The organism is Endozoicomonas sp. 2B-B (assembly GCF_053470045.1).
In genome coordinates this window covers 5,538,079-5,563,136 of record NZ_JBLZMU010000001.1, presented here as the reverse complement: position 1 = coordinate 5,563,136, position 25,058 = coordinate 5,538,079, and the positions used below count along the sequence as shown (strand labels likewise).

Below are 25,058 nucleotides of genomic sequence, written 5' to 3'. Positions count from 1 at the left end.
GTTGTTTGGGGATTCGCTGCATGCATTGGAATTATTCGGGTCAAGCCCGCTACCCGCTCATTTCCTGTATTCCCATAAGTTGGCTGAACCTGAACAGCCCGATCCTCTTCGATGGACCCTGACCCCCACGCTTTTAGGCCGACGTGGGAACCCGTATGTTATCTCAAGTTGCAGTATCCGGCTTTCAGGGGGGGTATGCATTCCCACGTCGGATGACGATAAGCCACCTGACGGAAACAGCGGGAGTCCTGACCCAGAACCCCAACCTGTCCTTACCCTTATTCCTGATCCTGTCCAAACTTGTCTGCAGCAAAAAAAGCAACTACTTGTAATATTACAAATCAAACGACTATGGGCGATTATGGCAGGCCAGACCACCCTGTCCCGGATTTTGTCAGACCGGATTATGGTGATTGAAGCCGATCTTCTTGATCTGGAAAGGTCAGACCTTGGCACGATTCAACCGGGGCTGGTTCAGAAATGGATGGCAGAGGATGGCCAGGAACTCAGAGTTTACCGTGAGATGGTTTCTGGCAAATACTCTGGCCGACAGGCGGGTAACGGGAAAAAGAATTCATCCTCCCGAACGACCAAAGCATCAACGACCGCAACAACAGTTCAGACCGGCCAGACAAGTGGATCTTCTGCCCGTAACTTGGGAACCGGTTCGACAGGCGCCAATGGTTGTGGAGGCGATGACCCACTGAAACCCTCAGCTGAGCAGAATACCGGAAATTCGGTTGTCACTTGTTCGAAGTGTGACAAGGCATTGAATCCACAGGAATTAGGACGTGTAGCAAATCAGACAGCAGCTTCAGCGTTGTTGTGCAACAAGTGCCTGTCGGGCATTCAAGGTAACAAAAGGGTAAGACAAATCAGGGAAGAAGCAGAACCGGATTCACCAGAACCTGCTCCGAAAAAAAAGAAGGGCCCGGGTAGAAAGAGAAATAATTCAACAGCTGTTGCTGAACCAGCGGCCAAAAAAAAGAAACCGGCTGACACTCAAATTCCAGATGATCCGTTAGAAAAAATAAAAGCAAATATCAAGTACGAATTAAGTCAGGAAGAGCTGAAAAAAGTGCAAACCCTGATGGCGATATTCAAGAAAAAAAACATCACTGTAAAAAACACTTTTTATAAGCTGCTTGGTTTCGTAGATAGAGATTCTTTTAATGGCTTCTTCGATAATGCCGCCGCCTTTTTTGGGCACCTTTCTGAAAACTTCAAAAATACAGGCATGCTGACCGGCATGCTGAACAATAGCAAAAAACATATCCGTAGTTTTGCAGAGCGTAGCCAGGATGAACTCGAATATTTAGCGAGTTTAGATGCAGTGACTTCTTTCTCGTCCATGAATAATGGCAAAGGTGTGCCCACAAATAAGGAAGTGAAAGCAACACTGGGCTGGCCGGAATTGAAAGACAAGGATGGTGACTTCAGTATAGAGCTTTTCCGCTCCTTCTCATCCATGAACACTTGTAAAGGCGTGCTCAAACAAGAGGAAGTGAAAGAGGTGCTGAGCTGGCCGGAATGGAAAGACAAGGATGGCGGGTTCAACATGGAGCTGTTCCGCTCCTTCTCATCCATGAATCATGGCAAAGGCATGCTCAAACATGAGCAAGTGAAAGAGGTGCTGGGTTGGTCGGAATGGAAAGACAGCGAGGGCGAGTTCAGTATGGAGCTTTTCCGCTCCTTCTCATCCATGAATAGTTGCAAAGGCATGCTCAAACAAAAGGAAGTGAAAGAGGTGCTGGGCTGGCCGGAATGGAAGAACAAGGATGGCGAGTTCAGTATGGAGCTTTTCCGCTCCTTCTCATCCATGAATCATGGCAAAGGCATGCTCAAACAAAAGGAAGTGAAAGAAGTGCTGAACTGGCCGGAATGGAAGGACAGGGATGGCGAGTTCAATATGGAGCTGTTCCGCTCCTTTTCGTCTATTAATCATAGTAAAGGTATCCTGAAACATGAGCAAGTGAAAGAGGTGCTGGGTTGGTCGGAATGGAAAGACAGGGATGGCGAGTTCAGTATGGAGCTTTTACGCTCCTTCTCATCCATGAATAGTGGCAAAGGCATGCTCAAACAAAAGGAAGTGAAAGAGATGCTGGGTTGGCCTGAATGGAAAGACAAGTATGGAGAGTTCAATATCGAGCTGTTCCGCGCCTTCTCGTCTATGAATCATGGCAAAGGCATCCTCAAACATGAGCAAGTGAAAGAGGTGCTCGCCTGGCCGGAATGGAAAGGCAAGGATGGCGAGTTCAGTATGGAGCTGTTCCGCTCCTTCTCATCCATGAATAGCGGCAAGGGCATGATTAAACATGCGGAAATGAAAGAGGTGCTGGGCTGGCTGGAATGGAAAGACAAGGATGGCGTGTTCAATATGGAGTTGTTCCGATCTTTCTCATCCATGAATAGCAGCAAGGGCATGATTAATCATGAGGAAGTGAAAGAGGTGCTGGGCTGGCTGGAATGGAAAGACAAGGATGGCGAGTTCAACATTGGGCTGTTCCGCTCCTTCTCATCCATGCACAATGGTAAAGGCATGCTCAAACAAGAGGAAGTGGAGGATGTGCTGGGCTGGCCGGAATGGAAAGACAGGGATGGCGAGTTTAATACGAAGTTGTTCCGATCCTTCTCGTCAATGAATAGTGGCAAAGGCATGCTGCTCAAACATGAACAAGTGAAAGAGGTGCTGGGTTGGCCGGAATGGAAGGATAAGGATGGCGAGTTCAACATGGAGCTGTTCAGCTCCTTCTCGTCTATGAATCATGGCAAAGGCATGCTCAAACAAAAGGAAGTGAAAGAGATGTTGGGTTGGCCTGAATGGAAACACAAGGGTGGCGAGTTCAATATGGAGCTGTTCCACGTTTTCTCGTCCATGAATCACAGCCAAGGCTTGCCCAAACATGAGCCTGTGAAAAAAGTGCTGGACTGGATAGATTGCCGGGGGGTACCCAATCACAGGCTACTGCAAATCATGCCCAGGCTCTGGGTATCAGAAGGGCTACCTGCTATCAAGATGCTGCAACACCGGGAAACAAAACTGAAACAGTTACTGCTTAAAGAACTTACCAGAGAACACAGCAACCCGGATAATGAAGGAGATGATAAATATAATCGCCTGATAAAAACAGTCGCTCTTTATCTTTCTACCCCTAAACCAGAGTGGTTGCTAAGATGGACAGTTTTAAAACAGTTCTGCCAATTACATAAAGAGACTGAAACGCTTCTGATACTGGAATCATTGACAGGACTTTTATCTTCTTCTGGAGGGAAAAGTGTCAAACGCTACCTTCAGGCTAATCAACAGGATCGGCATTTTTTGTGGCGTCATTCAATGAAAGCCGTGCCTTTGCGCGTGTTAAATAGAGCAATGTTGCTTTGTTCTTCCGAAGAAGACAGGGAGCGTTTTGTCTTTTTTGCCAAGCGGCTGAAGTTATTACCGGATAAAAGACTATGGGAGCAGTACTCTGCCCTGTTGCAATCATTGTCAGGAGTGCTGAAACTCGAATATATGCAAAGGTTCTATCTGGAAATCCTGCAACCCTTAACAAAAGATGATCAGCTGCGTTTTCTGGATGCCAGTCATGCCCGGGCTGTATTCGATTTTTTTCCCTCGTTGAGCGCCCTGCAAAAACTCAGCAAAGAGCATTCTTCCCATTGGTTAAACAAGCTGCTTGAAGCCTGCCTGCAACTAAAAACCCATGACATCACCAAAGAAGGCATCCAGATACTGTTTGAAGCGCTGCTCAAAACCCATAGTCGTCTACCCTGGGATAACGATATTCCCGATCACTTTCTGTCCGGGATGCAAACGACCGACAACAGCCATGTTGAGATACCTGTCTCCGGACTTATCCCATCAGGAGAACAGTTGGCCTTGAGCTATATCTCTGTGTTGATGCAGAACCTCAATAAGATGTCTTTTACCGTCAAAGGTCAGTGGCTTGAGGTTCAAGTATCGGGTGATGATGTTCAGACCTATCGCTACCCAATGCCACAGCTGAAAATACAGAGTGAAAAAATGGCCATCAGCAACTGGTCAGAGGAGCAGTTCAGGACTTTTTTGAAAATCACCGGGATATCTGAACACTATTATTTGACTGCAGATCAATGTCAGAAACAGGATAACGTTCAATCCAGGCAAGCTGAAGTATGTCAAACAGAGAATGAATTGGAGCCACAAAAACAGGCGTTCGGCAGTTTATGGTTAAAGCTCAACCAGACAGAAATTTTTGGCAGCGAAATAGTGAATTTACTGGAGGAGTATGAGAGTGAAATGGAGCTTATGCATACAGTGACCCTCCTTAAAAAAGCCAGAATTGATACCGATAACTGCATACTGGAAGAATGGCGGCAACGGGCATGCAGTAAGATAGAACAGTTAAAAAAGCAAGACCCTTTATTATCCGATGTTGATCCTGATGTTTATCAGGGTTGTCTGGAACTGGAGTTGCTTGATGGATGCGGGAGTATTATCTAAAAAGACTTGTGTCGTCTTATAAAGCTTCTAAAAATCAACTGTCTGCCAAATCCGTTTATGGCAAGCTTGCCAGTGCGGTGCTATAAAATCTAGCGCAAACGTGAATCATCAGGCCTAAGCCGGATGACGTACGAATTTTTTCCACTAGCGAATGGATTCACAGAAGCTGATTTTATTAGCCTGGATCTATGAGACGCTCACAGCAAAAAAAAGCTGCCTGCTCGATGGTCCGATCACTGCTTGTGCTAGTGACGATGTCGTTTGGGGATTCGCTGCATGCATTGGAATTAGTCGGCTCAAGCCCGCTACCAGCTCATTTCCTGTATTCCCATAAGTTAGCTGTACCTGAACAGCCCGATTCTCTTCGAGGGTGTCACGAGTTGACTCCCGTCATTCCCGGCTTAATTGTCGTCATTCCCGCGAAGGCGGGAATCCACACTGACTCACCACCAGAACCATACTGCCCGGTGCCCCCCTGGCCTTGTCATCCCCGAGAAGGCAGGGATCCACCGTTGGCGCTGGATTCCCGCCTTCGCGGGAATGACGACCTCAGAGCATGGGAACGAGCTGTTGGAGTTTTGCGACAGCCTCCGGAGTGTGGGAACGAGTTGTTGGAGTTTTACGTGCCCCCTGAAGTTTTGGAGAACACTTCTAATGGTCTGATCGCCAGGGGCACTGACGGAGGAAGTGATGACGATAAGCCACCTGACGGAAACAGCGGGAGTCCTGACCCAGACCCCCAACCTGACCTTACCCTTGTTCCTGATCCTGTCCAAACTTGCCTGCAGCAAAAAAAGCAACTGCTTATAATATTACAAATCAAACGACTATGGGCGATTATGGCAGGCCAAACAACGCTGGCCCGGATTTTGTCAGACCGGATCATGGTAATTGAAGCCGATCTTCTTGATCTGGAAGGGTCAGACCCTGCTACGATTCAACCGGGGCTGGTTCAAACATGGCTGGCAGAGAATGGTCAGGAACTCAGAGTTTACCGTGAGATGGTTTCTGGCAAATATTCTGGCCGACAGACGGGTAACGGGAAAAAGAATTCATCCTCCCGAACGACCAAAGCATCAACGACCGCCGCAACAGGTCAGACAGGTCAGACAAGGGGACCTGCTGCCCGTAAAAGGGGAACCGGTTCGACAGGCGCCAATGGTCGTGGAGACGATGACCCACTAAACCCCTCAGCCGAGCAGAATACCGGAAATTCGCTTGTCGCTTGTTCGAAGTGTGACAAGACATTGAATCCACAGGAGTTAGGACGTGTAGCAAATCAGACAGCAGCTTCAGCGTTGTTGTGCGACAAGTGCCTGTCGGGCATTCAAGGCAACAAAAGGGTAAGACGAGTCCGGGAAGAAGCAGAACCGGATTCACCAGAACCCGCTCCGAAAAAAAAGAAGGGCCCGGGTAGAAAGAGAAAAAATTCAACAGCTGTTGCTGAACCAGCGGCCAAAAAAAAGAAACCGGCAGACAATCAGATCCCCGATGACCCATTGGAAAAAATAAAAACAAATATCAAGTACGAATTAAGTCAGGAAGAGCTGAAAAAATTGCAAACCCTGATGGCGGTATTCAAGAAAAAAAACATCACTGTAAAAAATACTTTTTATAAGCTGTCTGGTCTTGTAGATAGAAAGTCTTTTAATGGTTTCTTCGATAATGCCGCCACCTTTTTTGGTCACCTTTCTGAAAACGTCAAAAATACAGGCATGCTGACCAGCATGCTGAATAATAGAAAAAACCATATCCGTAGTTTTGCGCAGCGTAGCCAGGATGAACTCGAATATTTAGCGAGGTTAGATGTAGTGACTTCTTTCTCGTCTATGAATAATTACAGGGGTGTGCCTACAAATAAGGAAGTGAAAGCAATATTGGGCTGGCCAGAATGGAAAGACAGGGATGGCAAGTTTAATACGAAGTTGTTCCGATCCTTCTCGTCAATGAATAGTGGCAAAGGCTTGCTCAAACATGAACAAGTGAAAGAGGTGTTGGGCTGGCCGGAATGGAAAGACAAGGATGGCGAGTTCAGTATGGAGCTGTTCCGCTCCTTCTCATCCATGAATAGCAGCAAGGGCATGATTAAACATGAGGAGGTGAAAGAGGTACTGGGCTGGCCGGAATGGAAGGACAAGGATGGCGAGTTCAGTATGGAGCTGTTCCGCGCCTTCTCGTCTATGAATCATGGCAAAGGTATCCTCAAACATGAGCAAGTGAAAGAGGTGCTGGGTTGGCCGGAATGTAAAGACAAGGATGGCGATTTCAACATGGAGCTGTTCCGCTCCTTCTCGTCTATGAATCATAGCAAAGGCATCCTCAAACATGGGCAAGTGAAAGAGGTGCTGGGTTGGCCGGAATGGAAAGACAAGAATGGCGATTTCAACATTGAGCTGTTCCGCTCCTTCTCGTCTATGAATCATAGCAAAGGCAACCTCAAACATGGGCAAGTGAAAGAGGTGCTGGGCTGGCCGGAATGGAAAGACAAGGATGGCGATTTCAACATGGAGCTGTTCCGCTCCTTCTCATCCATGAACAATGGTAAAGGCATGCTCAAACATGGGCAAGTGAAAGAGGTGCTGGGCTGGCCGGAATGGAAAGACAAGGATGGCGAGTTCAGTATGGAGCTGTTCCGCTCTTTCTTATCCATGAACAGTGGTAAAGGCGTGTTCAAAAAAAAGGAAGTGAAAGAGGTGCTGGGCTGGCCGGAATGGAAGGACAAGTATGGCATGTTCAGTATGAAGCTGTTCCGCTCGTTCTCATCCATGAATCATGGCAAAGGCATGCTCAAACAAAAGGAAGTGGAAGAGGTGCTGAACTGGCCGGAATGGAAAGACAGGGATGGCGAGTTTAATACGAAGTTGTTCCGATCCTTCTCGTCTATGAATCATGGTAAAGGCATGCTCAAACATGAGCAAGTGAAAGAGGTGCTGGGCTGGCCGGAATGGAAAGACGAGGATGGCGAGTTCAGTATGGAGCTGTTCCGTTCCTTCTCATCCATGAATAGCAGCAAGGGCATGATTAAACATGAGGAAGTGAAAGAGGTGCTGGGCTGGGTGGAATGGAAAGACAAGGACGGTCAGTTCAGTATGGAGCTGTTCCACGCCTTCTCGTCCATGAATCATGGCAAATGCATCCTCAAACATGAGAAAGTGAAAGAGGTGCTGGGCTGGCTGGAATGGAAAGACAAGGATGGCGAGTTCAATATGGAGTTGTTCCGCTCTTTCTCATCCATGAATAGCAGCAAGGGCATGATTAAACATGAGGAAGTGAAAGAGGTGCTGGGTTGGTTGGAATGGAAAGACAGGAATGGCGATTTCAATATGGAGCTGTTCCGCTCCTTCTCGTCCATGAATCATGGCAAATGCATCCTCAAACATGAGAAAGTGAAAGAGGTGCTGGGCTGGCTGGAATGGAAAGACAAGGATGGCGAGTTCAATATGGAGTTGTTCCGCTCTTTCTCATCCATGAATAGCAGCAAGGGCATGATTAAACATGAGGAAGTGAAAGAGGTGCTGGGTTGGTTGGAATGGAAAGACAGGAATGGCGATTTCAATATGGAGCTGTTCCGCTCCTTCTCGTCCATGAACAATGGTAAAGGCATGCTCAAACAAAAGGAAGTGAAAGAGGTGCTGGGCTGGCCGGAATGGAAACAGAAGGGTGGCGAGCTCAATATGAAGCTGTTACGTGTTTTCTCGTCCATGAATCACAGCCAGGGCTTGCCCAAACATGAGCCTGTGAAAAAAGTGCTGGACTGGACAAGTTGCCGGGGGGCGCCCAATCACAGGCTACTGCAAATCATGCCCAGGCTCTGGGTATCAGAAGGGCTACCTGCTACCAAGATGCTGCAACATTGGGAAACACAACTGAAACAGTTACTGCTTACAGAACTTACCGGAGAATGCAGCAATCCGGATAATGAAGGAGATGATAAATACAATCGCCAGATAAAAACAGTCGCTCTTTATCTTTCCACCCCTAAGCCAGACTGGTCGCTAAAATGGACGGTTTTAAAACAGTTCTGCCAATTGCATAAAGAGACTAAAACGGCTCTGATGCTGGAATCATTGATAGGATTTTTATCTTCTTCTGGAGGGAAAAGCGTCAAGCGCTACCTTCAGGCTAATCAACTGGATCGGCATTTTTTGTGGCGTCATTCAATGAAAGCCGTGCCTTTGCGCGTGTTAAATAGAGCAATGTTCCTTTGTTCTTCCGATGAAGACAGGGAGCGTTTTGTCTATTTTGCCAAGCGGCTGAAGTCATTGCCGGATAAAAGACTATGGGAGCAGTACTCTACCCTATTGCAAGCATTGTCAGGGGTGCTGAAACTCGACTCTATGCAAAGGCTCTATCTGGAAATCCTGCAACCCTTAACAAAGGATGATCAGCTGCGTTTTCTGGATGCCAGCCATGCTCAGGCTGTATTCGATCTGTTTCCCTCGTTGAGCGCCTTGCAAAAACTCAGCAAAGAGCACTCTTCCCATTGGCTAAACAAGCTGCTTGAAGCCTGCCTGCAACTAAAAACCCATGACATCACCAAAGAAGGTATCCAGATGCTGTTTGAAGCGCTGCTAAAAACCCATAGTCTTCTACCCTGGGATTACGATATCCCCGATCACTTTCTGTCCGGGATGCGAACAACCGACAACAACCATGTTGAGATACCTGTCTCCGGACTTATCCAATCAGGAGAACAGTTGGCCCTGAGCTATATCGCTGTGTTGATGCAGAACCTTAATGAGATGTCTTTTACCGTCAAAGGGCAGTGGCTTGAGGTGCCAGGTGACGGAGTTCAAAACTACCGATTTCCAATGCCACAGCTGGAAATACAGGATGAAAAGATGGCAATCAACAACTGGTCAGAGGAGCAGTTCAGGACTTTTTTGAAAATCACCGGGATATCTGAACACTATTATTTGACTGCAGATCAATGGCAGAAACTGGATAACGTTCAATCCAGGCAAGCTGAAGCCTGTCAGCCAGAGAATGAATTGGAACCACAAAAACAGGCGTTCGGCAGTTTATGGTTAAAGCTCAACCAGACAGAAATTTTTGGCAGCGAAATACTGAATTTACTGGAGGAGTACGAGAGTGAAATGGAGCTTATGCATACAGTGACCCTCCTTAAAAAAGCCAAAATCGATAGCGCTACTCACATATTGGAAGTATGGAGGCAACGGGCGTGCAGTAAAATAGAGCAGTTAAAAAAGCAAGACCCTTTATTATCCGAGGTTGATCCTGATGTTTATCAGGGTTGTCTGGAACTGGAGTTGCTTGATGGATGCGGGAGTATTATCTAAAAAGACTTGTGTCGTCTTATAAAGCTTCTAAAAATCAACTGTCTGCCAAATCCGTTTATGGCAAGCTTGCCAGTGCGGTGCTATAAAATCTAGCGCAAACGTGAATCATCAGGCCTAAGCCGGATGACGTACGAATTTTTTCCACTAGCGAATGGATTCACAGAAGCTGATTTTATTAGCCTGGATCTATGAGACGCTCACAGCAAAAAAAAGCTGCCTGCTCGATGGTCCGATCACTGCTTGTGCTAGTGACGATGTCGTTTGGGGATTCGCTGCATGCATTGGAATTAGTCGGCTCAAGCCCGCTACCAGCTCATTTCCTGTATTCCCATAAGTTAGCTGTACCTGAACAGCCCGATTCTCTTCGATGGACCCTGACCCCCACGCTTTTAGGCCGACGTGGGAACCCGTATGTTATCTCAAGTTGCAGTATCCGGCTTTCAGGGGGGGTATGCATTCCCACGTCGGATGACGATAAGCCACCTGACGGAAACAGCGGGAGTCCTGACCCAGACCCCCAACCTGACCTTACCCTTGTTCCTGATCCTGTCCAAACTTGCCTGCAGCAAAAAAAGCAACTGCTTATAATATTACGAATCAAACGACTATGGGCAATTATAACAGGCCAAACAACGCTGGCCCGGATTTTGTCAGACCGGATCATGGTGATTGCAGCCGATCTTCTTGATCTGGAAAGGTCAGACCCTGGCACGATTCAACCGGGGCTGGTTCAGACATGGCTGGCAGAGAATGGTCAGGAACTCAGAGTTTACCGTGAGATGGTTTCTGACAAATATTCTGGCCGGCAGGTGAGTAACGGGAAAAAGAATTCATCCTCCCGAACGACCAAAGCATCAACGACCGCAGCAACAGGTCAGACTGGCCAGACAAGCGGATCTGCTGCCCGTAACAGAAGAACCGGTTCGACAGGCGCCAATGGTCGTGGAGGCGATGACCCACTGAAACCCTCAGCTGAGCAGAATACCGGACATTCGGTTGTCACTTGTTCGAAGTGTGACAAGGCATTGAATCCTCAGGAATTAGAACGTGTAGCAAATCAGACAGCAGCTTCAGCGTTGTTGTGCAACAAGTGCCTGTCGGGCATTCAAGGTAACAAAAAGGTAAGACGAATCCTGGAAGAAGCAGAACCGGATTCATCAGAGCCCGCTCCGAAAAAAAAGAAGGGCCCGGGTAGAAAGAGAAATAATTCGACCGCTGTTGCTGAACCAGCGGCCAAAAAAAAGAAACCGCCAGACACTCAAATTCCCGATGACCCATGGGAAAAAATAAAAGCAAACATCAAGTACGAATTAAGTCAGGAAGAGCTGAAAAAAGTGCAAACCCTGGTGGCGGTATTCAAGAAAAAAAACATCACTGTAAAGTACACTTTTTATAAGCTGCTTGGTTTCGTAGATAGAGATTCTTTTAATGGCTTCTACGATAATGCCGCCGCCTTTTTTGGGCACCTTTCTGAAAACGTTAAAAATACAGGCATGCTGACCGGCATGCTGAATAATGGCAAAAAACATATCCGTAGTTTTGCAGAGCGTAGCCAGGATGAACTCGAATATTTAGCGAGTTTAGATGTAGTGACTTCTTTTTCGTCCATGAATAATGGCAAAGGTGTGCCCACAAATAAGGAAGTGAAAGCAATACTGGGCTGGCCGGAATGGAAAGACAGGGATGGCGGGTTTAATACGAAGTTGTTCCGATCCTTCTCGTCAATGAATTGTAGCAAAGGCATGCTGAAACATGAACAAGTGAAAGAGGTGCTGGGCTGGCCGGAGTGGAAAGACGGGGATGGCGAGTTCAGTATGGAACTGTTCCGCTCCTTATCATCCATGAACAGTAGTAAAGGCATGCTCAAACATGAGGAAGTGAAAGAGGTGCTGGCCTGGTCGGAATGGAAAGACAAGGATGGCGAGTTCAGTATTGAGCTATTCCGCTCCTTCTCATCCATGAACAGTGGTAAAGGCATGCTCAAACAAGAGGAAGTGAAAGAGGTGCTGAGCTGGCCGGAGTGGAAAGACGAGGATGGCGAGTTCAGTATGGAGTTATTCCGTTCCTTCTCGTCCATGAACCATAGCAAAGGCATCCTGAAACATGAGCAAGTGAAAGAGGTGCTGGGTTGGTCGGAATGGAAAAACAAGGATGGTGAGTTCAGTATGGAGCTGCTCCGCTCCTTCTCATCCATGAACAATGGCAAGGGCATGCTCAAACATGAGCAAGTGAAAGAGGTGCTGAGCTGGCCGGAATGGAAAGACAAGGATGGTGAGTTCAGTATGGAGCTGCTCCGTTCCTTCTCGTCTATGAGGCATGGCAAAGGCATCCTCAGACATGAGGAAGTTAGAGAGATTCTGGGTTGGCCGGAATGGAGAGACAAGTATGGCGAGTTCAATATGGAGCTGTTTCGCTCCTTCTCGTCTATGAACCATGGCAAAGGCATCCTGAAACATGAGCAAGTGAAAGAGGTGCTGGGTTGGTCGGAATGGAAAGACAAGGATGGTGAGTTCAGTATGGAGCTGCTCCGCTCCTTCTCATCCATGAACAATGGCAAGGGCATGCTCAAACATGAGCAAGTGAAAGAGGTGCTGAGCTGGCCGGAATGGAAAGACAAGGATGGTGAGTTCAGTATGGAGCTGCTCCGTTCCTTCTCGTCTATGAGTCATGGCAAAGGCATCTTCAGACATGAGGAAGTTAGAGAGATTCTGGGTTGGCCGGAATGGAAAGACAAGGATAGCGAGTTCAACATTGAGCTGTTCCGCGCCTTCTCGTCGATGAATAGCAGCAAGGGCATGATTAAACATGAGGAAGTGAAAGAGGTGCTGGGCTGGCCGGAATTGAAAGACAAGGATGGCGAGTTCAACATTGAGCTCTTCCGCTCCTTCTCATCTATGAGTCGTTGCAAAGGCGTGCTCAAACATGAGGAAGTGAAAGAGGTGCTCGGCTGGCCTGAATGGAAAGACAAGGATGGCGAGTTCATTATGGAGCTGTTCCGCTCCTTCTCGTCTATGAATCATGGCAAAGGCATGCCCAAACAAGAGGAAGTGAAAGAGGTGCTGGGCTGGCCGGAATGGAAAGACAAGGATGGCGAGTTCATTGTAGAGCTGTTCCGCGCCTTCTCATCCATGAATAGTGGCAAAGGCATGCTCAAACAAGAGGAAGTGAAAGAGGTGCTGGGCTGGCCGGAATGGAAAAACAGGGATGGTGAGTTCAATATAGAGTTGTTCCGCTCCTTCTCGTCTATGAATAGCAGCCAGAGCATGATTAAACATGAGGAAGTCAAAGAGGTGCTGGGCTGGCTGGAATGGAAAGACAAGGATGGCGAGTTCAATATTGAGCTGTTCCGCGCCTTCTCATCTATGAATAGTGGCAAAGGCATGCTCAAACATGAGGAAGTGAAAAAAGTGCTGGACTGGATAGATTGCCGGGGGACGCCCAATCACAGGCTACTGCAAATCATGCCCAGGCTCTGGGTATCAGAAGGGCTACTTGCTATCAAGCTGCTGCAACACTGGGAAACACAACTGAAACAGTTACTGCCTGCAGAACTTACCGGAGAACACAGCAACCCGGATAATGAAGGAGATGATAAATATAATCGCCTGATAAAAACAGTCGCTCTTTATCTTTCTACCCCTAAACCAGAGTGGTTGCTAAGATGGACAGTTTTAAAACAGTTCTGCCAATTACATAAAGAGACTGAAACGCTTCTGATGCTGGAATCATTGACAGGATTTTTATCTTCTTCCGGAGGGAAAAGCGTCAAACGCTACCTTCAGGCTAATCAACAGGATCGGCATTTTTTGTGGCGTCATTCAATGAAAGCCGTGCCTTTGCGTGTGTTAAATAAAGCAATGTTCCTGTGTTCTTGCGATGAAGACAGGGAGCGTTTTGTTTATTTTGCCAAGCGGCTGAAGTCATTGCCGGATAAAAGATTATGGGAGCAGTATTCAGCTCTGTTGCAACCATTGTCAGGAGTGCTGAAACTCGACTCTATGCAAAGGCTCTATCTGGAAATCCTGCAACCCTTAACAAAAGGTGAGCAGCTGCGTTTTCTGGATGCCAGCCATGCCCAGGCTGTATTCGATCTGTTTCCCTCGTTGAGCGCCCTGCAAAAACTCAGCAAAGAGCATTCTTCCCATTGGTTAAACAAGCTGCTTAAAGCCTGCCTGCAACTAAAAACCCATGACATCACCAGAGAAGGCATCCAGATACTGTTTGAAGCGCTGCTAAAAACCCATAGTCTTCTACCCTGGGATAACGATATTCCCGATCACTTTCTGTCCGGGATGCGAACAACCGACAACAACCATGTTGAGATACCTGTCTCCGGACTTATCCAATCAGGAGAACAGTTGGCCCTGAGCTATATCGCTGTGTTGATGCAGAACCTTAATGAGATGTCTTTTACCGTCAAAGGGCAGTGGCTTGAGGTGCCAGGTGACGGAGTTCAAAACTACCGATTTCCAATGCCACAGCTGGAAATACAGGATGAAAAGATGGCAATCAACAACTGGTCAGAAGAGCAGTTCAGGACTTTTTTGAAAATCACCGGGATATCTGAACACTATTATTTGACTGCAGATCAATGGCAGAAACTGGATAACGTTCAATCCAGGCAAGCTGAAGCCTGTCAGCCAGAGAATGAATTGGAACCACAAAAACAGGCATTTTCCAGTTTATGGTTAAAGCTGAACCAGACAGAAATTTTTGGCAGCGAAATACTGAATTTACTGGAGGAGTACGAGAGCGAAATGGAGCTTATGCATACAGTGACCCTCCTTAAAAAAGCCAAAATCGATAGCGCTACTCACATATTGGAAGTATGGAGGCAACGGGCGTGCAGTAAAATAGAGCAGTTAAAAAAGCAAGACCCTTTATTATCCGATGTTGATCCTGATGTTTATCAGGGTTGTCTGGAACTGGAGTTGCTTGATGGATGCGGGAGTATTATCTAAAAAGACTTGTGTCGTCTTATAAAGCTTCTAAAAATCAACTGTCTGCCAAATCCGTTTATGGCAAGCTTGCCAGTGCGGTGCTATAAAATCTAGCGCAAACGTGAATCATCAGGCCTAAGCCGGATGACGTACGAATTTTTTCCACTAGCGAATGGATTCACAGAAGCTGATTTTATTAGCCTGGATCTATGAGACGCTCACAGCAAAAAAAAGCTGCCTGCTCGATGGTCCGATCACTGCTTGTGCTAGTGACGATGTCGTTTGGGGATTCGCTGCATGCATTGGAATTAGTCGGCTCAAGCCCGCTACCAGCTCATTTCCTGTATTCCCATAAGTTAGCTGTACCTGAACAGCCCGATTCTCTTCGAGGGTGTCACGAGTTGACTCCCTTCATTCCCGGCTTCATTCCCGCGAAGGCGGGAATCCACACTGACTCACCACCAGAACCATACTGCCCGGTGCCCCCCTGGCCTTGTCATCCCCGAGAAGGCAGGGATCCACCGTTGGCGCTGGATTCCCGCCTTCGCGGGAATGACGACCTCAGAGCATGGGAACGAGCTGTTGGAGTTTTGCGACAGCCTCCGGAGTGTGGGAACGAGTTGTTGGAGTTTTACGTGCCCCCTGAAGTTTTGGAGAACACTTCTAATGGTCTGATCGCCAGGGGCACTGACGGAGGAAGTGATGACGATAAGCCACCTGACGGAAACAGCGGGAGTCCTGACCCAGACCCCCAACCTGACCTTACCCTTGTTCCTGATCCTGTCCAAACTTGCCTGCAGCAAAAAAAGCAACTGCTTATAATATTACAAATCAAACGACTATGGGCGATTATGGCAGGCCAAACAACGCTGGCCCGGATTTTGTCAGACCGGATCATGGTAATTGAAGCCGATCTTCTTGATCTGGAAGGGTCAGACCCTGCTACGATTCAACCGGGGCTGGTTCAGACATGGCTGGCAGAGAATGGTCAGGAACTCAGAGTTTACCGTGAGATGGTTTCTGGCAAATATTCTGGCCGACAGAAGGGTAACGGGAAAAAGAATACAACCTCCCAAACGACCAAAGCATCAACGACCGCGACAACAGGTCAGGCCCGTGAGACAAGCGGATCTGCTGCCCGTAACAGGGGAACCCGTTCGACAGGCGCCAATGGTCGTGGAGGCGATGATCCACTGAGTCCATCAGTTGAGCAGGATACGGGTAACTCAATTGTCACTTGTTCAAAATGTGACAAAGCACTGAATCAACAGGAATTAAGACGTGTAGCCAATAAGGCAGAAGCTTCAGCGTTTTTATGCAACAAATGCCTGTCAGGCACTTACGGTAAAAAAAGAGCAAAACGAGCCCGGCAGGAAACAGAGCCGGATTCATCAGAACCTGCTCAGAAAAAAAAGAAGGAGCCAGCTAGAAAGAGAAATAATTCAAAAGCAGCAGCTACTGCACCACCGGCCAAAAAAAAGAAACCACCAGACACACAGATCCCCGATGACCCATTGGAAAAAATAAAAGCAAATATCAAGTACGAATTAAGTCAGGAAGAGCTGGAAAAAGTGCAAACCTTAATGGCGGTATTCAAGGAAAAAAACATCACTGTAAAAAACACTTTTTATAAGCTGCTTGGTTTTGTAGATAGAGATTCTTTTAATGGCTTCTTCGATAATGCCATCGTTTTTTTTGGGTATCTTTCTGAAAACGTCAAAAATACAGGCATGCTGACCGGTATGCTGGGTAATAGAAAAATACATATCCGTAGTTTTGCAAAGCGTAGCCAGAATGAACTCGAATATTTAGCGAGTTTAGATCTAGTGACTTCTTTCTCGTCCATGAATAGTCGCAAAGGTGTGCCCACACGTAAGGAAGTGAAAGCAATACTGGGGTGGCCGGAATGGAAAGACAAGGAAGGCGAGTTCAATATCGAACTGTTCCGCGCTTTTTCGTCCATGAACAATGGCCAGGGCTTGCCCAAACATGAAGTAGTGAAAGAGGTCCTGGGCTGGCCGGAATGGAAGGGCAAGGATGGCGAGTTCAGTATGGAGCTGTTCCGCTCCTTCTCATCTATGAATAGTGGCAGAGGCATGCTCAAACGTGAGCAAGTGAAAGAGGTGCTGGGCTGGCCGGAATGGAAAGACAAGGATGGCGATTTCAGTACGGAGCTGTTCCGCGCCTTTACGTCTATGAATCATTGCAAAGGTATGCTCAAACATGAACAAGTGAAAGTGATGCTGGGCTGGCCGGAATGGAAAGGCAAGGATGGCGAGTTCAGTATGGAGCTGTTCCGCTCCTTCTCGTCTATGAATAATGGCAAAGGCATGTTCAAACATGAGCAAGTGAAAGAGGTGCTGGGTTGGCCGGAATGGAAAGATAAGGATGGCAGGTTCAGTATGGAGCTGTTCCGCTCTTTCTCATCCGTGAATAATAGCAAAGGCATGCTTAAACATGGGGAAGTGAAAGCGGTGCTGAGCTGGCCGGAGTGGAAAGACAAAGATGACAATTTCAGTACGGAGCTGTTCCGCTCCTTCTCATCTATGAATCGTGGCAAAGGCATGCTCAAACAAAAGGAAGTGAAAGAGGTTCTGGGCTGGCCGGAATGGAAAGACAAGGATGGCGAGTTCAGTATGGAGCTGTTCCGCTCCTTCTCGTCTATAAATCACGGCAAAGGCATGCTCAAACATGAGCAAGTGAAAGAGGTGCTGGGCTGGCCGGAATGGAAAGACAAGGACGATGAGTTCAGTATGGAGTTGTTCCGCGCCTTCTCATCCATGAATAGTGGCAAAGGCATGCTCAAACAAAAGGAAGTGAAAGAGGTGTTGGGCTGGCCGGAATGGAAAGACAACGATGAAGAGTTTAATACGAAGTTGTTCCGCTCCTTCTCGTCTGTGAATCATTGCAAAGGCATGCTTAAACAAAAGGAAGTGAAAGCGGTGCTGGGCTGGCCAGAATGGAAAGGCCAGGATGGCGAGTTCAATATGGAGCTGTTCAGCTCCTTCTCATCCATGAATTGTAACAAAGGCATGCTCAAACAAAAGGAAGTGAGAGAGCTACTGAGCTGGCCGGAATGGAAAGACAAGGATGGCGAGTTTAATACGAAGTTGTTCCGATCTTTCTCGTCCATGAATAATGGCCAGGGCATGCACAAACATGAGCAAGTGAAAGAGGTGCTGAACTGGCCGGAATGGAAACACAGGGGTGACCAGTTCAATATGCAGTTGTTCAGGGCTTTTTCGTCCATGAATAATGGCAAGAGCTTGCCCAAACATGAGTCTGTGACAAAAGTGCTGGGCTGGATAGGTTACCGGGGGGCACCCAATCATGGTCTGCTGCAAATTATGACCAGGCTCTGGGCATCAGCAGGGCTACCTGCTACTGAAGTGCTGCAACATCAGGAAACACAACTGAAACAGTGGCTGTCTACAGAATTTACCGGAGAACATAACAACTCGAATAATAAAGGAGATGACCAATACGGTAGCGATTCAGAGAATGAAGAGGTTTACAAGTGCAATCGCCTGATAAAAACAGTCGCTCTTTATCTTTCCACCCCTAAGCCAGACTGGTCACTAACATGGACGGTTTTAAAAGAGTTCTGCCAATTTCATGAACAGACTAAAACGCTTCTGATGCTGGAATCATTAACAGGACTTTTATCTTCTTCTGGAGGGAAAAGTGTCAAACGTTACCTTCAGGCTAATCAACAGGATCGGCATTTTTTGTGGCGTCATTCAATGAAAGCCGTGCCTTTGCGCGTGTTAAATAGAGCAATGTTTCTGTGTTCTTGCGATGAAGACAGGGAGCGTTTTGTCTTTTTTGTCAAGCGGCTGAAGTCATTGCCGGATAAAAGACTATGGGAGCAGTACTCTGCCCTGTTGCAACCATTGTCGGCGGTGCTGAAACTCGAATATATGCAAGGGCTCTATCTGGAAATCCTGCAACCCTTAACAAAGGATGATCAGCTGCGTTTTCTGGATGCCAGCCATGCCCGGGTTGTGTTCGACCTGTTTCCCTCGTTGAGCGCTCTGCAAAAACTCAGCAAAGAGCATTCTTGCCATTGGTTAAAGAAGCTGCTTGAAGCCTGCCTGCAACTAAAAAACCATGACATCACCAAAGAAGGCATCCAGATACTGTTCGAAGCGCTGCTCAAAACCCATAGTCTTCTACCCTGGGATAACGAGATCCCCGATCACTTTTTGTCCGGGATGCGAACAAGCGACAATAACCATGTTGAGATACCTGTCTCCGGACTTATCCCATCAGGAGAACAGTTAGCCCTGAGCTATATTGCTGTGTTGATGCAGAACCTCAATGAGATGTCTTTCACCGTCAAAGGTCAGTGGCTTGAGGTTGAGGTGCCAGGTGACGGAGTTCAAAACTACCCCTTTCCAATGCCACAGCTGGAAATACAGGATGAAAAAATGGCCATCAGCAACTGGTCAGAAGAGCTGTTCAGGACTGTTTTGAAAATCACCGGGATATCTGAGCACTATTATTTGACTGCAGATCAATGGCAGAAACTGGATAACGTTCAATTCAGGCAAGCTGAAGCATGTCAGCCAGAGAATGAATTGGAACCACAAAAGCAGGCATTTGCCAGTTTATGGTTAAAGCTCAACCAGACAGAAATTTTTGGCAGCGAAATACTGGATTTACTGGAGGAGTACGAGAGTGAAATGGAGCTTATGCATACAGTGACCCTCCTTAAAAGAGCCAAAATCGATACCGATAACCGCATACTGGAAGAATGGCGGCAACGGGCGTGCTGTAAGATAGAACAGTTAAAAAAGCAAGACCCTTTATTATCCGATGTTGATCCTGATGTTTATCAGAGTTGTCAGGAACTGGAGTTGCTTGATGGGTGTGGGAGTATTTTCTAAAAAGACTTTTGTCGTCTGATAAAGCTTCTAAAAACAAACTGTCTGCCAAATCCGTTTATGGAAAGCTCACCAGTGCGGTGCTATAAAATCTAGCGCAAACGTGAATCATCAGGCCTAAGCCGGATGACGTACGAATTTTTTCCACTAGCGAATGGATTCACAGAAGCTGATTTTATTTGCCTGGATCTATGAGACGCTCACAACAAAACAAAGCTGCCTGCTCGATGGTCCGGTCACTGATTCTGCTAGCGATGGTGTTGTTTAGGGATTCGCTGCAGGCATTGGAATTAGTCGGCTCAAGCCCGCTACCAGCTTATTTCCTGTATTCCAATAAGTTGGCTGAACCTGAACAGCCCGATCCTCTTCGAGGGTGTCACGAGTTGACTCCCGTCATTCCCGGTTTCATTCCCGCGAAGGCGGGAATCCACACTGACTCACCACCAGAACCTTACTGCCCGGTGCCCCAATGGCCTTGTCATCCCCGAGAAGGCAGATATTCACCGTTGGCGCTGGATTCCCGCCTTCGCGGGAATGACGACCTCAGAGCATCCGAACGAGCTGTTGGAGTTTTGCGACACCCTCCGGAGCGTGGGAACGAGTTGTTGGAGTTTTACGTGCCCCCTGAAGTTCTGGAGAACACTTCCAATGCGTTGATCGCCGGGGGCACCGCCGGTGGAGATGATGGCAATAAGCGACCTGACGGAAACAGCGGGAGTCCTGAACCAGAGCGTCAACTTGACCCTACCCTTGTTCCTGATCCTGTCCAAACTTGTCTGCAGCAAAAAAAGCAACTGCTTCTAATATTACGAATCAAACGACTATGGGCGATTATGGCAGGCCAGACCACCCTGGCCCGGATTTTGTCAGACCGGATCATGGTGATTGAAGCCGATCTTCTTGATCTGGAAAGGTCAGACCCTGGCACGATTCAACCGGGGCTGGTTCAGACATGGCTGGCAGAGAATGATCAGGAACTCAGAGTTTACCGTGAGATGGTTTCTGGCAAATATTCTGGCCGACAGACGGGTAACGGGAAAAAGAATACAACCTCCCGAACGACCAAAGCATCAACGACCGAAACAACAGGTCAGACCGGCCAGACAAGCGGATCTGCTGCCCGTAACAGAAGAACCGGTTCGACAGGCGCCAATGGTCGTGGAGGCGATGACCCACTGAAACCCTCAGCTGAGCAGAATACCGGAAATTCGGTTGTTACTTGTTCGAAGTGTGACAAGGCATTGAATCCACAGGAATTAGAACGTGTAGCAAATCAGACAGCAGCTTCAGCGTTGTTGTGCAACAAGTGCCTGTCGGGCATTCAAGGTAACAAAAGGGTAAGACGAATCAGGAAAGAAGCAGAACCGGATTCATCAGAACCTGCTCCGAAAAAAAAGAAGGGCCCGGGTAGAAAGAGAAAAAATTCAACAGCTGTTGCTGAACCAGCGGCCAAAAAAAAGAAACCGGCAGACAATCAGATCCCCGATGACCCACTGGAAAAAATAAAAGCAAATATCAAGTACGAATTAAGTCAGGAAGAGCTGAAAAAAGTGCAAACCCTGATGGCGGTATTCAAGGAAAAAAACATCATTGTAAAAAACACTTTTTATAAGCTGCTTGGTTTCGTAGATAGAGATTCTTTTAATGGCTTCTTCGATAATGCCATCGCTTTTTTTGGGCATCTTTCTGAAAACGTCAAAAATACAGGCATGCTGACCGGCATGCTGGGTAATAAAAAAAAACATATCTGTAGTTTCGCAGAACGTAGCCTGAGTGAACTCGAATATTTAGCAAATTTGGAAGTATTGAATTCCTTCTCGTCCATGAATAATGGCGAAGGCGTGCCCACACATGAGCAAGTGAAAGCAATACTGGGCTGGTCAGAATGGAAAGACAGGGATGGCGAGTTTAATACGAAGTTTTTCCGAGCCTTCTCGTCAATGAATAGTGGCAAAGGCTTGCTCAAACATGAACAAGTGAAAGAGGTGCTGCGCTGGCCGGAGTGGAATGACGAGGATGGCGGGTTCAGTATGGAGCTGTTCCGCTCCTTCTCATCCATGAATAGCAGCAAGGGCATGATTAAACATGAGGAAGTGAAAGAGGTACTGGGCTGGCCGGAATGGAAGGACAAGGATGGCGAGTTCAGTATGGAGCTGTTTCGCTCCTTCTCGTCTATGAAGCATGGCAAAGGCATCCTCAAACATGAGCAAGTGGAAGAGGTGCTGGGCTGGCCGGAATGGAAGGACAAGGATGGCGAGTTCAACATTGAGCTGTTCCGCGCCTTCACGTCCATGAATCACGGCAAAGGCATCCTCAAACATGAGCAAGTGAAAGAGGTGCTGGGCTGGCCGGAATGGAAAGACAAGGATGGTGAGTTCAATATGGAGCTGTTCCGCTCCTTCTCGTCTACGAATCATAGCAAAGGCATCCTCAAACATGGGCAAGTGAAAGAGGTGCTGGGCTGGCCGGAATGGAAAGACAAGGATGGCGATTTCAACATGGAGCTGTTCCGCTCCTTCTCATCCATGAACAATGGTAAAGGGATGCTCAAACATGAGCAAGTGAAAGAGGTGCTGGGCTGGCCGGAATGGAAAGACAAGGATGGCGAGTTCAGTATGGAGTTGTTCCGTTCCTTTACGTCTTTGAACCATGGCAAAGGCATCCTCAAACATGAGCAAGTGAAAGAGGTGCTGGGTTGGTCGGAATGGAAAGACAAGGATGGCGAGTTCAGTATGGAGCTATTCCGCTCCTTCTCATCCATGAACAATGGCAAAGGCATGTTCAAACATGAGCAAGTGAAAGAGGTGTTGAGCTGGCCGGAATGGAAAGACAAAGATGGTGAGTTCACTATGGAGCTGCTCCGTTCCTTCTCGTCTATGAGTCATGGCAAAGGCATCCTCAGACATGAGGAAGTTAGAGAGATTCTGGGCTGGCCGGAATGGAACGACAAGGATGGCGATTTCAGTATGGAGCTGTTCCGCTCTTTCTCATCTATGAATAGTAGCAAAGGCATGCTCAAACATGAGGAAGTGAGAGAGGTGCTGGGCTGGCTGGAATGGAAAGACAAGGATGGCAAGTTCAATATGGAGCTGTTCTGCGCCTTCTCGTCCATGAATAGTTGCAAAGGCATGCTCAAACTTGAGAAAGTGAAAGAGGTGCTCGGCTGGCCTGAATGGAAACACAAGGGGGGCGAGCTCAATATAAAGCTGTTCCGCGTTTTCTCGTCTATGAATCACGGCCAAGGCTTGCCCAAACATGAGCCTGTGAAAAAAGTGCTGGACTGGACAAGTTGCCGGGGGGCGCCCAATCACAGGCTACTGCAAATCATGCCCAGGCTCTGGGTATCAGAAGGGCTACCTGCTACCAAGATGCTGCAACATTGGGAAACACAACTGAAACAGTTACTGCTTACAGAACTTACCGGAGAACACAGCAACACGGATAATGAAGGAGATGATAAATACAATCGCCAGATAAAAACAGTCGCTCTTTATCTTTCCACCCCTAAGCCAGACTGGTCACTGACATGGACGGTTTTAAAACAGTTCTGCCAATTGCATAAAGAGGCTAAAACGCTTCTGATGCTGAAATCATTGATAGGGCTTTTATCTTCTTCCGGAGGGAAAAGTGTCAAACGTTACCTTCAGGCTAATCAACTGGATCGGCATTTTTTGTGGCGTCATTCAATGAAAGCCGTTCCTTTGCGCGTGTTAAACAGAGCAATGTTCCTATGTTCTTCCGATGAAGACAGGGAGCGTTTTGTCTTTTTTGTCAAGCGGCTGAGGTCATTGCCGGATAAAAGACTATGGGAGCAGTATTCAGCCCTGTTGCAACCATTGTCAGGAGTGCTGAAACTCGTATATATGCAAGGGCTCTATCTGGAAATTCTGCAACCCTTAACAAAAGATGATCAGCTGCGTTTTCTGGATGCCAGCCATGCCCGGGCTGTATTCGATCTGTTTCCCTCGTTGAGTGCCCTGCAAAAACTCTGCAAAGAGCATTCTTCCCATTGGTTAAACAAGCTGCTTGAATCCTGCCTTCGACTTAAAACCCATGACATCACCAAAGAAGGCATCCAGATACTGCTTGAAGCGTTGCTCAAAACCCATAGTCTTCTACCCTGGGATCACGATATGCCCGATCACTTTCTGTCCGAGATGCGAACAACCGATAATAACCATATTGAGATACCTGTCTCCGGACTTATCCCATCAGGAGAACAGTTGGCCCTGAGCTATATCGCTGTGTTGATGCAGAACCTCAATAAGATGTCTTTTACCGTCAAAGGGCAGTGGCTTGAGGTTGAGGTGCCAGCTGACAGAGTTCAAAACTACCGCTTTCCAATGCCACAGCTGGAAATACAGGATGAAAAAATCGCCATCAGCAACTGGTCAGAGGAGCAGTTCAGGACTGTATTGAAAATCACCGGGATATCTGAACACTATTATTTGACTGCAGATCAATGGCAGAAACTGGATAACGTACAATTCAGGCAAGCTGAAGCATGTCAGCCAGAAAATGAATTGGAACCACAAAAACAGGCGTTCGGTAGTTTATGGTTAAAGCTCAACCAGACAGAAATTTTTGGCACCGAAATACTGAATTTACTGGAGGAGTATGAGAGCGAAATGGAGCTTATGCATACAGTGACCCTCCTTAAAAAAGCCAAAATTGATAGCGCTACCCACATACTGGAAGAATGGCGGCAACGGGCGTGCAGTAAGATAGAACAGTTAAAAAAGCAAGACCCTTTATTATCCGATGTTGATCCTGTTGTTTATCAGGGTTGTCAGGAACTGGAGCTGCTTGATGGATGTGGGAGTATTTTCTAAAAAGACTTGTGTCGTCTGATAAAGTTTCTAAAAACAAACTGTCTGCCAACCCCGTTCATGGCAAGCTGGCCAGTGCGGTGCTATAAAATCTAGCGCAAACGTGAATCATCAGGCCTAAGCCGGATGACGTACGAATTTTTTCCACTAGCGAATGGATTCACAGAAGCTGATTTTATTAGCCCGGATGTATGAGACGCTCACAACAAAACAAAGCTGCCTGCTCGATGGTCCGATCACTGCTTGTGCTAGTGACGATGTTGTTTGGGGATTCGCTGCATGCATTGGAATTAGTCGGCTCAAGGCCGCTACCAGCTCATTTCCTGTATTCCAATAAGTTAGCTGCACCTGAACAGCCCGATCCTCTTCGATTGACCCTGACTCCCATGCTTTTAGGCCCTGTGGACCCCAGCCGTGGAAACCCGTATGTTATCTCAAGTTGCAGTATCCGGCTTTCAGGGGGGCTATGCATTCCCACGCCGGATGACGATAAGCCACCTGACGGAAACAGCGGGAGTCCTGACCCAGAGCCCCAACCTGACCTTACCCTTGTTCCTGATCCTGTCCAAACTTGCCTGCAGCAAAAAAAGCAACTGCTTCTAATATTACGAATCAAACGACAT

Annotated in this window: 6 protein-coding genes; all 6 read left to right on the top strand. The window is 47.4% G+C overall.

The genetic code is table 11. The features are described from left to right. The first annotated feature begins 361 nt into the window (after nt 1–361). The 6 genes from ACOMHB_RS20670 to ACOMHB_RS20645 all read left to right on the top strand — a co-directional run bounded on the left by ACOMHB_RS20670 (nt 362) and on the right by ACOMHB_RS20645 (nt 25,038). On the top strand, nt 362–4,480 hold the full coding sequence (locus ACOMHB_RS20670) for a penta-EF hand family protein (RefSeq protein ID WP_448218027.1): 4,119 nt from the start codon (nt 362–364) through the stop codon (nt 4,478–4,480). Between the two features lie 380 nt (nt 4,481–4,860). Next, a complete protein-coding gene (locus ACOMHB_RS20665) occupies nt 4,861–9,780 on the top strand; it encodes a hypothetical protein (RefSeq protein ID WP_448218026.1) in 4,920 nt (1,639 codons plus the stop codon). A 662-nt stretch (nt 9,781–10,442) separates the two neighbouring features. Next, on the top strand, nt 10,443–14,741 hold the full coding sequence (locus tag ACOMHB_RS20660) for a hypothetical protein (RefSeq protein ID WP_448218025.1): 4,299 nt from the start codon (nt 10,443–10,445) through the stop codon (nt 14,739–14,741). Between the two features lie 380 nt (nt 14,742–15,121). Beyond that, nucleotides 15,122–19,609: a hypothetical protein gene (locus tag ACOMHB_RS20655; RefSeq protein WP_448218024.1), complete on the top strand. Its 4,488-nt coding sequence runs from the start codon at nt 15,122–15,124 to the stop codon at nt 19,607–19,609. Nucleotides 19,610–19,989: 380 nt separating this feature from the next. Beyond that, nucleotides 19,990–24,438, top strand: a complete 4,449-nt coding sequence (locus ACOMHB_RS20650; protein ID WP_448218023.1) for a hypothetical protein — start codon at nt 19,990–19,992, stop codon at nt 24,436–24,438. A 423-nt stretch (nt 24,439–24,861) separates the two neighbouring features. Then, nucleotides 24,862–25,038, top strand: a complete 177-nt coding sequence (locus tag ACOMHB_RS20645; RefSeq protein WP_448218022.1) for a hypothetical protein — start codon at nt 24,862–24,864, stop codon at nt 25,036–25,038. Nucleotides 25,039–25,058: the final 20 nt, after the last annotated feature.